At 74.9% G+C, this 14,494-nt stretch carries 13 protein-coding genes; 6 read left to right on the forward strand and 7 right to left on the reverse strand.

From position 1 onward, the window contains the following. The first annotated feature begins 20 nt into the window (after positions 1-20). The gene (locus ONA70_RS04115; protein WP_265004974.1) at positions 21-1,025 is read left to right on the forward strand and encodes a stage II sporulation protein M; all 1,005 of its coding nucleotides are present in this window, start codon (positions 21-23) and stop codon (positions 1,023-1,025) included. On the opposite strand, the gene ONA70_RS04120 is transcribed toward ONA70_RS04115, so the two are convergent. Genes ONA70_RS04120 through ONA70_RS04140 form a run of 5 tightly spaced genes read right to left on the reverse strand, consistent with a single transcriptional unit; the run spans position 1,003 to position 6,044 of the window. After that, positions 1,003-2,313 (reverse strand): DUF58 domain-containing protein, encoded by a 1,311-nt coding sequence (locus ONA70_RS04120; RefSeq protein WP_265004975.1) that lies wholly within the window; start codon positions 2,311-2,313, stop codon positions 1,003-1,005. The genes ONA70_RS04115 and ONA70_RS04120 overlap by 23 nt on opposite strands. After that, complete coding sequence (locus ONA70_RS04125) at positions 2,310-3,293, reverse strand: AAA family ATPase (RefSeq protein WP_265004976.1); 984 nt, start codon at positions 3,291-3,293, stop codon at positions 2,310-2,312. The genes ONA70_RS04120 and ONA70_RS04125 overlap by 4 nt, the downstream gene beginning before the upstream one ends. Continuing rightward, positions 3,290-4,600, reverse strand: coding sequence for a DUF4350 domain-containing protein (locus ONA70_RS04130; protein ID WP_265004977.1), 1,311 nt, complete (start codon positions 4,598-4,600; stop codon positions 3,290-3,292). Before ONA70_RS04130 ends, ONA70_RS04125 begins: the two co-directional genes overlap by 4 nt. Further along, positions 4,597-5,205 (reverse strand): DUF4129 domain-containing protein, encoded by a 609-nt coding sequence (locus ONA70_RS04135; RefSeq protein ID WP_265004978.1) that lies wholly within the window; start codon positions 5,203-5,205, stop codon positions 4,597-4,599. Before ONA70_RS04135 ends, ONA70_RS04130 begins: the two co-directional genes overlap by 4 nt. Further along, positions 5,202-6,044, reverse strand: a complete 843-nt coding sequence (locus ONA70_RS04140; RefSeq protein WP_265004979.1) for a hypothetical protein — start codon at positions 6,042-6,044, stop codon at positions 5,202-5,204. Before ONA70_RS04140 ends, ONA70_RS04135 begins: the two co-directional genes overlap by 4 nt. 221 nt (positions 6,045-6,265) lie before the next feature. On the opposite strand from ONA70_RS04140, the gene mtrA reads away from it, so the two are divergent. The 5 genes from mtrA (at position 6,266) to hpf (ending at position 12,137) form a co-directional block, all read left to right on the forward strand. Continuing rightward, complete coding sequence (mtrA, locus tag ONA70_RS04145; protein WP_265004980.1) at positions 6,266-6,955, forward strand: MtrAB system response regulator MtrA; 690 nt, start codon at positions 6,266-6,268, stop codon at positions 6,953-6,955. Positions 6,956-7,013: 58 nt separating this feature from the next. After that, a complete protein-coding gene (gene mtrB / locus ONA70_RS04150) occupies positions 7,014-8,723 on the forward strand; it encodes an MtrAB system histidine kinase MtrB (RefSeq protein ID WP_265005019.1) in 1,710 nt (569 codons plus the stop codon). Further along, a complete protein-coding gene (locus ONA70_RS04155) occupies positions 8,720-10,528 on the forward strand; it encodes an LpqB family beta-propeller domain-containing protein (RefSeq protein WP_265004981.1) in 1,809 nt (602 codons plus the stop codon). Before mtrB ends, ONA70_RS04155 begins: the two co-directional genes overlap by 4 nt. 7 nt (positions 10,529-10,535) lie before the next feature. Continuing rightward, entirely contained in the window at positions 10,536-11,237 is a 702-nt protein-coding gene (locus ONA70_RS04160; protein ID WP_265004982.1) for a ComF family protein, read from the forward strand. Between the two features lie 252 nt (positions 11,238-11,489). Then, positions 11,490-12,137: a ribosome hibernation-promoting factor, HPF/YfiA family gene (gene hpf, locus ONA70_RS04165; protein ID WP_265004983.1), complete on the forward strand. Its 648-nt coding sequence runs from the start codon at positions 11,490-11,492 to the stop codon at positions 12,135-12,137. A 66-nt stretch (positions 12,138-12,203) separates the two neighbouring features. Here the strand turns inward: hpf and ONA70_RS04170 are convergent, their stop codons facing one another. Both ONA70_RS04170 and ONA70_RS04175 read right to left on the reverse strand, forming a co-directional pair. Beyond that, positions 12,204-13,313 (reverse strand): GNAT family N-acetyltransferase, encoded by a 1,110-nt coding sequence (locus ONA70_RS04170; RefSeq protein ID WP_265004984.1) that lies wholly within the window; start codon positions 13,311-13,313, stop codon positions 12,204-12,206. Continuing rightward, positions 13,310-14,467: a GNAT family N-acetyltransferase gene (locus ONA70_RS04175; protein WP_265004985.1), complete on the reverse strand. Its 1,158-nt coding sequence runs from the start codon at positions 14,465-14,467 to the stop codon at positions 13,310-13,312. Before ONA70_RS04175 ends, ONA70_RS04170 begins: the two co-directional genes overlap by 4 nt. Positions 14,468-14,494: the final 27 nt, after the last annotated feature.

A 14,494-nucleotide genomic window follows, 5' to 3' on the forward strand; every position in this document is an offset into this window, starting at 1 on the left:
GCCGAACGGGGGTGGCACGAGTGGATCTCGATGCGTACGTGGCGGAACACGGCGCCGAGTGGCGGCGGCTGGAGCAGCTGACCGGCCGGCGCAAGCTGGACGCGGCCGAGGTCGACGAGCTGGTCGCGCTCTACCAGCGCACCGCCACGCACCTCTCCGCGCTGCGCAGCCGCTCACCCGACCCGGCGCTGGTCAACCGGCTGTCGCACCTGGTGCTGGCGGCCCGGGCCCGGATCACCGGCCGGCCACGGCCGTCCTGGGCGGGGGTACGCCGGTTCCTCCTGGCCGACCTGCCGGCCGCCCTCTACCGCGCCTGGCCCTGGTGGTGCGCGGTGGCCACCGGGTTCAGCGCGCTCAGCGGCTTCCTGATCTGGTTCGTCGCCGGCCACCCGGACAGCGCCGCCGCGTTCATCGGCGAGGACGCCGCCGCGGATCTCGTCGACTCCGGCTTCGCCGGCTACTACACCGAGTTCGCCGCGCCGACCTTCGCGTTCCACCTGTGGACGCACAACGCCTGGCTCGCCGCGCAGTGCCTCGCCTCCGGGGTGCTGGTGGTGCCGGTGTTCTACCTGCTGTGGCAGAACGCGCTGAACATCGGCGTGGTCGGCGGCGTGATGATCTCGTACGGCCGGGCCGACGTCTTCTTCGGACTGATCACCCCGCACGGGCTGCTGGAGCTCACCGGCATCTTCGTGGCGGCCGGGGTGGGGCTGCGGACCGCGTGGGCGTGGATCGCGCCCCCGGCGCAGCTGAGCCGGGGCCGGGCGGTCGCCGAGGCGGGCCGCTCGGCGATCGTGGTGGCCGCCGGCCTGGTCGGACTCTTCGCGGTCTCCGCGCTGCTGGAGGCGTTCGTGACCCCGGCGCCGCTGCCGGTCGCCGTCCGGGTGGCCGCCGGGGCCACGGTCTGGCTCGCCTTCCTCGCGTACGCCCTGGTGCTCGGCCGCCGCGCCGCCACCCGGCCCGCGCCCTCGCCCGCAGGTGCGCTGAAGCTCTGCGCAACGGTCAGAGTTGGCCCAGGGACTTGAGGCGGAGGTAGGTGTCGGCGACCGTCGGGGCGAGACGGTCAGCGGGGGCGTCCACCACGGTCACCCCGTGCCGGGACAGGGCGGCTCGGACCCGGTCCCGTTCCGCCAGGGCGCGCCAGGCCGCCGCGGCGGCGTACGCGTCGTCCGGGCCGGTCGGCGGCGCGGCGGTGAGCCCGGTCAGCACCGGGTCGTGGGTCGCGGCGATCACCACCCGGTGCCGGGCGGCCAACCGGGGCAGCACCGGCAGCAGCCCCTCGCCGAGCGCGCCCGCCTCCAGCGCGGTGAAGAGCACCACCAGGCTGCGCTGCCGCTCCCGGCGTAACACCTCCCCGGCGATCAGCTCGAAGTCGGTCTCGACCAGGGCGGGCTGGAGCGGGGCGACCGCGTCCACCAGCCGGGCGAGCAGGGCCGGTCGGCCGCTGCCGGTCACCGTGGCCCGCAGCGTGGCGTCGGCGGCGAACAGGTCGACCCGGTCGCCGGCGCGGGCGGCCAGCGCGGTGAGCAGCAACGCCGCGTCGATCGCGGTGTCCAGCCGGGGTTCGTCGCCGACGCGTACCGCCGAGGTGCGCCCGGTGTCCAGGACGCAGACCAGCCGTCGGTCCCGTTCCGGCCGCCAGGTACGCACCAGCACGTCCGCGCGGCGCGCGCTGGCCCGCCAGTCGATCGAGCGCACGTCGTCGCCGACCACGTACTCGCGCAGGGTGTCGAACTCGGTGCCCTGGCCGCGCCCCCGGGTGACCTGCACGCCGTCGATGATCCGCAGCCGGGCCAGCTTCTCGGGCAGGTGCCGGCGGGAGTCGAAGCGGGGGAGCACCCGCAGGGTCCACGGTGGGGTGGCCGGCCGCCCGGCGCGCTGCCGGAAGGCCAGCCGCAGCGGGCCGAGCGAGCGTACGGCCAGCACTCCCGCCGGCCGGTCGCCGCGTCGGGTCGGGGTGAGCCGGACGGGCAGCGTGGCGGCCGCCCCCGGCTCGACGGTGAGCACCCGTCCGGGCGGTACGTCGGGCCGGGCGCCGGCCGAGGGCACCCACGCGTCGCGCACCTGGGCGCGCAGCGTACGGCCGGAGGCGTTGGCCAGGTGCAGGGTGACCGTGGCGGTGCCGCCGAGCCGGACCGTCCGGTCGCCGGTACGGGTGGCGGTGAGCGCGTGCAGCGGTGCCGCGAGGGCCCAGTCGAGGGCGACGAGCAGCAGCACCAGCCCGGCCATCACGGCGACGCCGAGGAACGGCGCCGGCCAGACCGGCAGGGTGGCCGCACCGGCGCCGAGCAGCAGCGCCGCCCGCCAGGTCATCGCGGGGTCGGCACGGTGGCCAGCACCGCGTCCAGCACCGCGTCGACGGTCACCCCTTCCAGCTCCACCTCTGGACGCAGGCGCAGCCGGTGCCGCAGGGTGGGCCGGGCGACCGCCTTCACGTCGTCCGGGGTGACGTGGTCGCGTCCGGCCAGCCAGGACCACGCCTTGGCGGTGGCGAGCAGCGCGGTGGCGCCTCGGGGCGAGGCGCCCAGCTCCAGCGCGGGGGCGACCCGGGTGGCCCGGCACAGGTCCACGATGTAGCCGAGGACCGGCTCGGCCACGTGCACCCCGCGGACCGCTTCCCGGGCGGCGGCCAGGTCGGCCGCGGTGGCCACCGGGCGTACGCCGACCGCCCGCAGGTCGCGCGGGTCGAAGCCGGCGTGGTGCGCGCGCAGCACGCCCAACTCCTCGTCCCGGCTGGGCAGCGGCACGGTCAGCTTGAGCAGGAACCGGTCGAGTTGCGCCTCGGGCAGCGGGTAGGTGCCCTCGTACTCGATCGGGTTCTGGGTGGCGGCGACGATGAACGGCTCGGGCAGCGGGCGGCGCTCGCCCTCGACGGACACCTGTCGCTCCTCCATCACCTCCAGCAACGCCGACTGGGTCTTCGGCGGGGTCCGGTTGATCTCGTCGGCGAGGAGCAGGTTGGTGAAGACCGGCCCCTCCCGGAAGGTGAACGCGGCGGTGTGCGGGTCGAAGATCAGCGAGCCGGTGACGTCGCCGGGCATCAGGTCCGGGGTGAACTGCACCCGCTTGGACTCCAGGTCCAGCGCGGTGGCCACGGTCCGGATGAGCAGGGTCTTGGCCACCCCGGGTACACCCTCCAGCAGCACGTGCCCCCGGCAGAGCAGGGCGAGCACGAGGCCGGTGACCACGGCGTCCTGCCCGACGACGGCCTTGGCCACCTCGGCCCGCAGCCGGTGCAGGGCGGCACGGGCGTCGGGCTGCGCGACGGCCGGCGCGATGACGGGTCCGGTCACCGGGGGTCTCCTTCGATCGGGTGGACGACGGTACGGGTCAGGGCGTCCAGGTCGCGAGCCAGCGCCAGCAGCTCCTGGTCGGTGGTCGGCTCGGCGCCGTGCAGCAGCTCCGCGACCTGCTCCGGATCGCGGCCGGTCTGGCCGGCGACCCGGGCCGCCACCTCGGCGGGCGGGGTGTCGGGCGGCAGGTTGAGCCGGGGCAGCAGGCGGGCCAGCGCGGCGGCGCGCAGGGTCTCGGCGACCGGCCCCCGGGCGCCGGCGCGCCGGTAGAGCCGGGCCCGGCCGAGCACCGTCTCGGCGGAGCGGACGGTCACCGGCAACGGCTCCGGTACGGGCGGGCCGAACCGGCGCGCCCGCCAGAGCACCACCAGCAGGCCGGCGAGCGCGAGTTGGACCAGCAGCGCCCAGAACCAGGCCGGGAAGGCGTCCCAGAGCGGGTTGTCCCACGGCGAATCGCCGCTCGCCCCGTCGTCGGAGCGCTCCTCATCGCCGGATCCCTCACCGAAGCCGTCGCCGGTGCCGTGGCCCCCGCCCGGAACCGGTGACCAGCTGGGACCCGTGGGCGCCGGGGCCGGGCCGGGCAGGTCGAGCCAGACCAGCGGGCGGGAACCGCCGAGCAGGCCGGTGGCGAGGGCCAGGTTGCCCCACTCGTCGATCCGGTCGTTGCGGAACGGGTCGCTGGCCCCGATCACCACCACCTCGGTGCTCCACGGCACCCGGACCAGGCCGCCGGCGTAGCAGGTGGGGGCGGTCCAGCCGCTCCGCCCGAGGTAGCGCTGGTGGTCGGCGGCGGCGCGGCCGGCGTGGGCGGCCTCGGCCAGCGGACAGGGGCGGCCGTCGGCGTCCGGGGAGGTGACCCGGGTGGCCCAGCGGCGCTCGCCGGGCACCACCGGCAGGCCCATGCCGGCCAGCACCCGGCGGGACGGGTCGACCAGCACCAGCCTGCTGCCGGGCGGCAGCGCGGTCAGGGCTTCGAGGGTGTCCGGGTGCACCAGCTCCGGCGCCGGTACGAAGAGCGTCGCCGGGCCGGGCTCGGTGGCCAGCAGCGCGCGCAGGGTGTCCGTCTCCCGGCGTACCGCCACGCCCTGCCCGCGCAGCGCCTCGGCCAGCCGGCTGCCCCCGTCGTCCCCGGTGGCGACCGGGGACAGGAAGCCCCGGTCGGCCGGGTCGGGCTGGTCCACGGCGTGGAACACCAGGGTGGCCACGATCAGCAGGACGGCCAGCCCGAGCGGGATCAGCAGCCGGTGCCGGCGGCGTCGGGGCCGTGCCGGCGCCTCCGGGCGGGTCGGGGCGAGGGTGGCGGTCACCGGTGCTCACCCTCCCCGGCGAGTTCGCGGTGCAGGTCGGCGGCGTGCTCGCGCATCCGGCGGTCGTGCTCGGGCGTGGCCGGGCGCTGCGCGTACCAGAGGTCGGAGAAGATCCTTCCGGCGGCGCGCAGGGCCGGCCGTGTCCCGGGCCGGACGTGCGCCGCCGCAGCGGTCAGTTCGGTGACGGTCATCCCGGCGCGCGGCTCGATCACCTGCCGTTCCACCAGCTCGCGGACCATCTCGCGGAGCCGTTCCCGGACGGCCTCGGCGTACCGGCCCTCGGCGGCGAGCCGGTCGGCGAGGCTGGCCTGGCCGGGGGCCACCGGCTTCGGAGCCCGGGGCTCGGGCACCAGGGGCGACTCGTCCGCCGGGCGCGCCTTCGGCCGGCGGCGCCGGCGGGGCAGCCTCGGGCGCCGCAACCGGGGGAGCCGCCAGCGGGGCAGCCGCAGCCGGGGCGGCCGGGGGAACCGGCGGGGCACCCAGGCCGGGAAGAAGTACCAGGCCAGCGCGGCCAGCAGCGCGGCGAGCAGCAGGAGCAGGGCGGCCAGCGGCAGCGGTACGGCGTCCCCGAGCGCGGCGACCGCCTCGGTCCACCACCGGCTCACCGCCGGACCGCCAGCAGGACGGGCTCCGGGGTGCCGGCCGGGGCGCGGGAGAGCCGGATGTCCAGCCCTTCGGTGCGCATCCGGGTCTCCAGGTGCAGCACCGCGTCGAGGCAGGCCAGCGCGGGGTAGGCGAGCGCGTTCACGCCGGCCCAGGCGACCGTGGCGATCGGCAGCGCCCACGCCTCGAGGTCGAAGAGGCCGAGCAGCCGGAGGCCGTACCAGAGGCCGAGGCCGATCCCGAGCCGGATCAACCACCAGCCCAGGTAGCCGAGGAGCCGGATGCCGGCGGCCCGTGCGCCGGCCCGGAACGCTAGCCGCAGCGCCCGCCCCGGCACGCGGTACGCCGGCACCTGGTCCACCGCCAGCACCGGCGCGATCGCGCCGAGCAGCCCGTACGCGACGAACCAGGCCGGCCCGGCCAGCCCGGCCAGGAACACGGTGAGCCCGACCGCCACCGCGAGCAGCAGGGTGGCTCCCCAGCGGGCGTGGCGGACCAGCTCACGCACCCCGGCCCCGCGACCCAGCAGGGCCGCCCCGGCACCCCGCGCGGCCGGGTTGCCCAGCACCGCGATGATCGCCGCCTCGGTCCCGGCCCCGACCGCGAGCAGCAGCCAGAGCCACCCGAGCCGGTCGTCGTCGGCGGGGAGCCACGCCGGCGGCCGCGCGCCGGCCGCCTCCCGCAGCGGGTGGAGCAGCAACTGCTCGCCGAGGGCCAGCAGCACGCCGAGCGGGACCAGCAGCCGGGCCTGGCCGCGCAGCAGCAGGACGGCCGAGTCCAGCAGCTCGCCCACCGTCAGCGGGCGGCGCGGGAGCACCGCGGTCGGGCCGACGTCGGGCACGCGTACTCCTGGCGGGCTTCTGCTTCTGTGGTGGCGGGCGAGGGCGCCCACGAGGGATCATGGTTGCACGGCCGGTCCGCTTCCGGCTGACCCGCACGCCCGCGGCGCGCCACGCCGGATGTCCGGGTCGTTCGGCTGTGGTGCGGGACCGCCCACCGCAGTACCGTGCCGTGATAACGCCGAACCCCTCCGAACCGAACGGGGATGGAACGATAAACCCCATGAGAGCCCGGGTACTGGTGGTCGACGACGACCCCGCGCTCGCCGAGATGCTCGGCATCGTCCTGCGCAGCGAGGGCTTCGTGCCCTCCTTCGTCGCGGACGGGGAACGGGCACTGGCCGCGTTCCGTGACAGTCGGCCCGACATCGTCCTGCTCGACCTGATGCTGCCCGGGATGAGCGGTATCGACGTGGCCCGGGCGATCCGGACCGAATCCGGCGTACCGATCGTCATGCTGACCGCCAAGAGCGACACGGTCGACGTGGTGCTGGGGTTGGAGTCCGGGGCCGACGACTACGTGGTCAAGCCGTTCAAGCCCAAGGAGCTGGTGGCCCGGATGCGGGCCCGGCTGCGCCGGGGCGAGGACGTGGCGCCCGAGCTGCTCACCATCGGGCCGCCCGGAAACCAGATCACCATCGACGTGCCGGCGCACACGGTCAGCCGGGACGGCGAGGAGGTGAAGCTGACCCCGCTGGAGTTCGACCTGCTGGTGGCGCTCGCCCGCAAGCCGCGTCAGGTCTTCACCCGTGAGGTGCTGCTGGAGCAGGTCTGGGGCTACCGGCACGCCGCCGACACCCGCCTGGTCAACGTGCACGTCCAGCGGCTGCGCGCCAAGATCGAGCCGGATCCGGAGCGACCGGAAATCATCCTCACCGTGCGGGGCGTGGGCTACAAGGCGGGTACCGGATAGCCTTGGTCACACTGTGGTGACCTCCCCGCCCCCCGACTCGCCGACCACCGCCCGCCGGCTGCGCGCCGCGCGGGCGCTGTGGCGCGCCCTCGCCGGCGGGACCGCCCGGCTCGCCTCCGGCGTGCACCAGACCTGGCGGCGCTCCCTCCAGCTCCGTGTGGTGACCATCACCCTGGTCGCGTCCAGCCTGCTGGTGGGCGGTTTCGCGTACCTGATCGCGGACAAGATCACCAACATCCTGGTGGAGAACGCCCAGACCGACGTCCTGCTGCGGCTGCAGAACGGCCGTGAATACGCCAGGAAGCAGTTCAACCCCTACAGTCAGGCGCAGGAGGCCCAGTTCCAGGACACCATCGACGGCACGGTGAACTACCTGGCCGGCGGTGATCCGGCGCAGACCAGCGGCGTGGTGGTGGCGATCACCGGGGACACCTTCACCCCCGGGACCATCGCGCCGCACGCCTCGCCGGACGTCCAGGTGCGCCCGCTGATCGGCCAGGAACTGCGGGCCTCCGTCGCGGCCGGCAACGTCGCCCACCAGATCCGCACCGGCACGCTCGGCGCAGAGCGCACCAAGTACCTCGTGTACGGCTCACCGGTGCCGACCCGGTTCGGGCAGGTGGAGCTCTACTACATCGTGCCGCTGGCCCGGCAGGACGCCACCGCCGCCGACGCCCGGGCCACCGTGGTGGCCACCGGCGCCGCCCTGGTGCTCCTGCTCGGTCTGCTCGCCGCCCTGGTCACCCGGCTGGTGGTGACGCCGGTCCGGGTGGCCGCCCGCACCGCCCAGCGGCTCTCCGCCGGCCTGCTCGACCAGCGGATGGTGGTCAACGGCGAGGACGATCTGGCCCTGCTGGCCGCCTCGTTCAACCAGATGGCGACCAACCTGCAACGGCAGATCCTCCGGCTGGAGGAGATGTCCCGGTTGCAGCGCCGGTTCACCTCGGACGTCTCGCACGAGCTGCGTACGCCGCTGACCACGGTCCGGATGGCGGCCGACCTGATCTTCGCCGAGCGGGACGAGTTCGACCCGGCCGTGGCCCGCAGCGCCGAGCTGCTCCAGGCCGAGCTGGACCGGTTCGAGGAACTGCTCACCGACCTGCTGGAGATCAGCCGCTTCGACGCCGGCTTCGCGGTGCTCGACTCCGAGCCGACCGACCTGGTGCCGGTGGTGCACCGGGTGGCCGAGCGGCTGGCGGGGCTGGCCGAGCGGGCCGGGGTGACCATCGAGCTGGACGTGCCGGACACTCCGGTGATCGCCGAGGTGGACCCCCGCCGGGTCGAGCGGGTGCTGCGCAACCTGGTCGGCAACGCGGTCGAGCACGGCGAGGCCAAGCCCGTGCTGATCACCCTCGGGATGGACCAGAGCGCGGTGGCGATCACCGTGCGGGACCACGGCGTCGGGCTCAAGCCGGGCGAGGAGAAGCTGGTCTTCAACCGGTTCTGGCGGGCCGACCCGTCCCGGGCCCGGCAGACCGGCGGCACCGGCCTGGGCCTGTCGATCAGCCTGGAGGACGCCCGGCTGCACGGCGGGTGGCTGGAGGCTTGGGGCGCACCCGGCCAGGGCGCCCAGTTCCGGTTGACCCTGCCGGCGCGGGCCGGCGACCGGCTGACCACCTCACCGCTGCGGCTGGTGCCGGCCGACGCCGCGCTGCCGTTCGGCGGCCCGCGCGACGGCGGCCTGCTCGCCATCGGGCCGGGTAGCGGGGCCGGGGCGCTGGCCATCGGACCGCCGGGGGAGAGCGACCGGGCCGAGGTGACCTCGTGAGACGACGGCTGCTGGGCGCGCTGCTGGCCGGCCTGCTGGTTTCGGCCGGGCTGACCGGTTGCGGCATCCCCGACCAGAGCGCGGTCCAGGTCGACGGCCGGCTGGGCCCGGCGGCCGGGTCCGGCTCGTCCAACGGCGGGGGCGCCCGGCCGCCCACCCCGAAGGACAGCGACGACCCCGTGCAGTTCATCCAGAACTACCTGCGGGCCGCCGCCGCCGGGGAGCGCGAGCAGGCGTACGCCCGGGCGAAGGAGTTCATCGCCCCGGAAGTGAAGAACACGTTGCGGGAGAAGCAGCAGAGCAGCGAGATCGAGCTGACCGTGGTCCGGCTTCGGGAGAAGCCGGAAAAGACGCCACCGAACGAGTACACCAGCACGGTCACGCTCAAGGTGCAGCAGGTCGGGGTGCTGCGCGCGGACGGAACTCTGGCGCCGCCGGCGGCGAGCGAGACCTCGTACACGTTTCAGCTCCGCCGGGTCGACCAGGCCAGCCCGTCTTTGGTGATCAACAAACTGCCGCCTGTGCTGCTGACCACTGACGAGGCCTTACGGGACTACTACCGGTCGCAGACCATCTATTTCTGGAACTCGGACCAGAGCCGGCTGGTGCCGGACCAGCGGTACCTGTCCACGACGCTGCCCGCCGAGCGGCGGGTCACCGAGGTGGCGAGGTGGCTGGCCGGCGGGCCGCCGGACTGGCTGGCCCCGAGCGTGACCCGGGTGCCGGACGGCACCACGCCGATCAACAACGCCACCGGCGCGGATGGACACTGGGAACTCAACCTGAGCATGAACGGCGCCAACGACGCCAAGCTCGCGAAGCTCGCCACCCAGCTCGCCTGGTCGTTGCCGACGGAGCTGAGCGGCCAGCTCGATCTGAAGATCCAGAACCAGAAGCGGCTGACCATCGACCTGAAGCAGGAGCGGGAAGCCAACCCCGCGTATCCGCCCGGCGAGCGGCCCCTCCGGTTCGCCATCTACGACGGAGGGATCCACCCACTCTCCTTGGCCGGCGAGCCGACCAGGAGGGTGCCGGTGGCGGCCGCCAAGAACCGGAACGTGGTGTCGGCGGCGCTCAGCCACTCCGGCGATCAGGTGCTGGCCGCGTTGGTGGTCACCCGGTCGGACCAGGAGCAGCGGCTCAGGGTCGGCTCCGGCCCGGACCCGGTCACCGTGTTCAACGACAGTCGGATCTCGTACCGCTCCATCGGGCGCCCGACCTGGATCCGTTCCCTCGACCCGGAGCATCCCGCCGGCCTGGTGGCGGCCGACGGCGGGCTCTACCGCTTCGACGGAGCGGCCGGGATGAGCCTGGTGCCGCTGGCCGTCTCCGGAAAGGTCACCGCGGTCGCCGGGTCGCCCGAAGGCCACCGGGTGGCCCTCGTCATCGGCGGTGGCCTCTACGTCGCGGCCGTGAGCATCGACGGTGGCACGGTCAGCGTCGGGCAGCCGCGCCGGCTGACCACCCAGCTCACCGGCGTCACCGCGGTCGACTGGATCGCGCCCAACGAACTGCTCTACGCCGGCAACCACGACGGCCGGCCGGCGATCTACCAGACCACGGTCGACGGCGCCCAGGAGACCCCGCTCGAGACGGACATCGGCGCCCAGGTGACCCAGCTGGCGGCGTACCCGGGTGGGGTCGTCGGCGCCCTGGCCGCCTTCTCCTACATGTACGAGGCGAACAAGGCGGCCTACAAGAACAATCCCTTCGGCATCATCAAGCGGGAACAGGTGCTGGACCTGCCCAGCCCTGCGCCGGGCGCCAAGCCCTCGAACCCGACGGCCCCCTTCTTCTCCTTCTGAGACGCCCGTGCGGGACCTGGGCGGGCTCTGGTCGGACCTGACCGATCTGGTGCTGCCGTCCGGGTGCGCCGGCTGCGCGGAGCGCACGCCGGGCCTGCGGCAGGGCTTCTGCCCATGCTGCGTCGGTGAGCTGGCGGCGCTGATCCCCGCGCCGACCCGCCCGGACCCGAGCCCGCCCGGCCTGCCGCCCTGCGTCGCCCTCGGCCCGTACGCGGGGGCGCTGCGCGCGGGGCTGCTGGCGTACAAGGAGCGCGGGCGGCACGGGTTGGCCCGGCCGCTGGGCGCGCTGCTCGCCGAGGTGGTCGCGGCGGCGGTGGGTACGGCCGGCCCGGTGACCCTGGTGCCGGTGCCGGACACCGCGCGGGCGGCCCGGGCCCGGTACGGCGACCACCTGGACCGGCTGACCCGGCACGCGGCGGCCCGGCTGCGCGCCGCCGGCTGGCCGGTACGCGTGCTGCACCCGCTGCGGGCGCTGCCCCGGCCGGACTCGGTCGCGCTGGACAGTGCCGGGCGGGCCGCCGCGGCCGACGCGGCGTTCCGGCTGCGCCGGCCAGGCCGGGCAGGAGTGGCGGGGTCGCTGGTGCTGCTCGACGACATCGTCACCACCGGCGCGACGCTTGCGGCGGTGAGCCGGGTCTTGCACGCGGCGGGAATGACGCCAAAGGCCGCGGCGGTGCTCGCCGCAACGCAAAAGCGGCGCCATCAGTGACGCTTCGTGTTTCCGTTTCACCCCATGGTGTATGAGCTGTTAAATTTCGCGGCCTCGTTCGGCAACCAGGGGTGACTGGTGCCCGAACACGCGTTAGCGTTTTCGTGTCGGGGGTAGGAGGTCTTCCTCAGCCTTCCCGACACTGGAAGGAGGCGTAGCCGTACCAACCGGTCGACGCCGAGCGAGGGCACTCCCAGGGCGCGTCGACCGGAGAAATCCGGACCGAACGACCGTCCGAACAAGGGAGGTCACGTGGACATCGTGGTCAAGGGCCGTAACGTCGAAGTGCCGGACCATTACCGGGTGCACGTAGCCGAAAAGCTCGCGAAGATCGAACGCTACGACCACAAGCTCATTCGCGTGGACGTCGAGTTGTTCCACGAGCGCAATCCGCGCCAGGCCGATCACTGCCAGCGGGTGGAAATCACCTGCGTGACGCGCGGTCCGGTGATCCGGGCCGAGGCCTGCACGAGTGATTTCTACAGCGCGCTGGACGCGGCCATCGCCAAGCTGGACACCCGGTTCCGCCGAGCGGCCGACCGGCGTCGGGTCCACCGGGGACGACACGCGCCGCTCTCCGTCGCCGCCGCCACCGCCGACCTGCCGGTGGCCGACCTCGACGGGCCGGGGCTGGCGGTGCTGAACGGTTCCCGTACGGCCACCGCGGTCGCCGACCGACCCGACGACGAGCACCTCACCGAGGAGCCCGCCGACCAGCCGTGGCACATCGCGCGGGAGAAGGTGCACCCCGCCGAGCCGATGACCGTCGACGACGCGCTGTTCCAGATGGAACTGGTCGGCCACGACTTCTACCTGTTCCAGGACAAGGAGTCCGGCCGCCCGAGCGTCGTCTACCGTCGGCACGCCTACGACTACGGGATCATCTCGCTCGACAGCTGACCCCTGATCACCCCTGCACGGAAACCGGCCGGGAGCCGTGGTGGACCACCACCACGGCTCCCGCCGTCAACCGGTACGGTCGCCCGCCAGCAGCCCGAAGATCAGCGAGTCGGTGCGGGTGCCGTCCGGGCCGGGGAGGCGGCCGCGCAGCAGTCCCTCCCGGCGGAAGCCCACCTTCTCCAGCACCCGCTGCGAGGCGACGTTCTCCGGTCGGGTGCCCGCCCAGAGCCGGGCCAACCCGACCTCGAACGCCCAGCCGGCCAGCAGTTGCACCGCCCGGGTGGCCAGTCCCCGGCCGCGTGCCTCGGGCAACAGGCTGTAGCCGAGCATGGCCTGACCGGTGGCGGGTTCGTCGTACATCAGCGCGCAGCCGCCGGCCACCGCGCCGGTGGCCGTGTCGACGACGGCGAGGTCGGCGGAGCGGCCGGCCAGCCAGTTGCTCTCCGCGCGGCGGCAGCGCAGCGCGATCGACTCCCGGGTGGGCGGGACCGGCGGCACCCGACTCGCCACCACCTCGGGCAGGGTGTGCAACCGGTGCAGCGGGTCGGCGTCGGCCGGACTCACCCGGCGCAGGGTGACCACGCCGTCGGTGAGCCGGCCCCCGGGCAGGTCCGGCAGCAGCCGGGAGGCCGGCCCGGGCGGGTCGTCGGCCAGCCGGGCCCAGGCGACAAGGTCGTACCGGCCGCCGTCCCGGGCGGTGCCGGCCGACCGGCGTACCCCCTCGTGGCGGAAGCCGGCGGCCAGCGCGACCCGCTGGCTGGCGGTGTTCTCCTCGTCGGTGAGCAGTTCCAGCCGGGCGGCTCCGGCGGCGAAGGCCCGCTCGGTCAGCGCGCGGGTGGCGGCGGTCGCGACGCCCCGGCCGCGGGCCCAGGGCGCCACCCAGTAGCCGATCTCCAGCTGCCGGCGTTCCGGCATCGGATGGCTGAGGCCGACCGCGCCGAGCAGCCGGTCGGTGGCAAGATCGGCGATCGCGTACGACGCGCCGCCGGCGGCCCAGGCCGCGGGCGAGCCTTCGGTGATCCACCACCGGGCGCTCTCCTCGGTGTACGGCTCCGGCAGGCCGGGCATGAACCGCTGGGTGAGCGGATCGGCGCAGGCCGCCGCCGTGTCCGCCACGTCGGCCAGGCGGGACAGTCGCAGCCGCACCCCGTACGCCTCGACGGTCTCGGGCGTCACGCCAGGTCCTGCGGGAGCAGCCCGGCCACCCAGACGTCCACCCGCTCGCCCCGGTGCTGGACGCCGCTGCGGGCGGTGCCCTCGAAGACGAAACCGGCCTTCTCGGCGGCCCGCTGGGAGGCGGTGTTGCCCACGTTGGCCCGCCACTCGATCCGGGCCAGGCCGAGCGTGGTGAACCCCCAGGCGCTCAGCGCGCCCAGCGCGGCCGGCATCCAGCCGCGCCCCCGGGCGTGCGGGGCGGTCATGAAGCCCACGTCGGCGACGAGCGGGGAGGCCGGGGAGATCCGCAGGTCGACGGAGCCGGCGTACCGGTCGTCGGCGTCGGCGATGGCAAAGGTGGCACCGGTGCCCCGGGCCCAGGCGGCCCGGGCGACGTCCCGCAGGAAGCCCTCGGCGTGCTCCGGCCGGTACGGGTCGGGAACGGTGGTCCAGCGCACGGTCTCCTCGTCCCGGCAGGTCTCGATCACCGCGTCGAGGTCGCGCTCCTCCAGCGGGCGCAGCCGCAGTTCGGTGCCCGCCGCGGTGGCGAACAGGACGGGTTGCGGCCGGCCGAACACCGCGGCCCGGCGGGCGAGCAGGGTGTCCGGGCCGTACGGGACAGGTTCGCCCGGCGCGGCCAGCTCGTGCGGGAAGAGGGAGCCGAGCCAGCCCTCCGGGCGGCCCTCGACGGCCGGCTGGGCCAGCCGCAGCTCACCCTCGATCCGGAAACCGGCTCGCAGCGCCACCAGCCGGGACGCCTGGTTGCCGATCTCGGCCTGCCAGATCAGCCGGCGCAGCTTGAGCGCGTCGAAGGCCCAGCGGGCGACCGCCCGGGTGGCGCGTACCGCGACGCCCCGGCCGCGGGCCCAGGGTGCCGTCCAGTAACCCACCTCGGCGGAGCCCAGGCCCTGGTCGAGCGTGACCAGGCCGCACGAGGCCAGCAGCTCGCCGGTGGCGGCGTCGCAGACCGCGAAGGGCGCTCCCGTGCCCTGCGCCCAGGCCCTCCCGCTGACCTCGGTGACGAAGCGGAGGGCGTGTTCGGGCAGATACGGGCGAGGTACGGTGGTCCAGCGCTGGATGTCCGGATCCTGGCAGGCGCGGTACACCGCGTCGGCGTCCTCCGCCCGCCAGGGTCGCAGCAGCAGGCCGTCCTCGACGATCTCCACGGGCTCCATCCGGCCATCGTGCCGGATCGTTCGCGC

It is taken from the genome of Micromonospora yasonensis (assembly GCF_026013475.1).
GTDB lineage: Bacteria > Actinomycetota > Actinomycetes > Mycobacteriales > Micromonosporaceae > Micromonospora > Micromonospora yasonensis.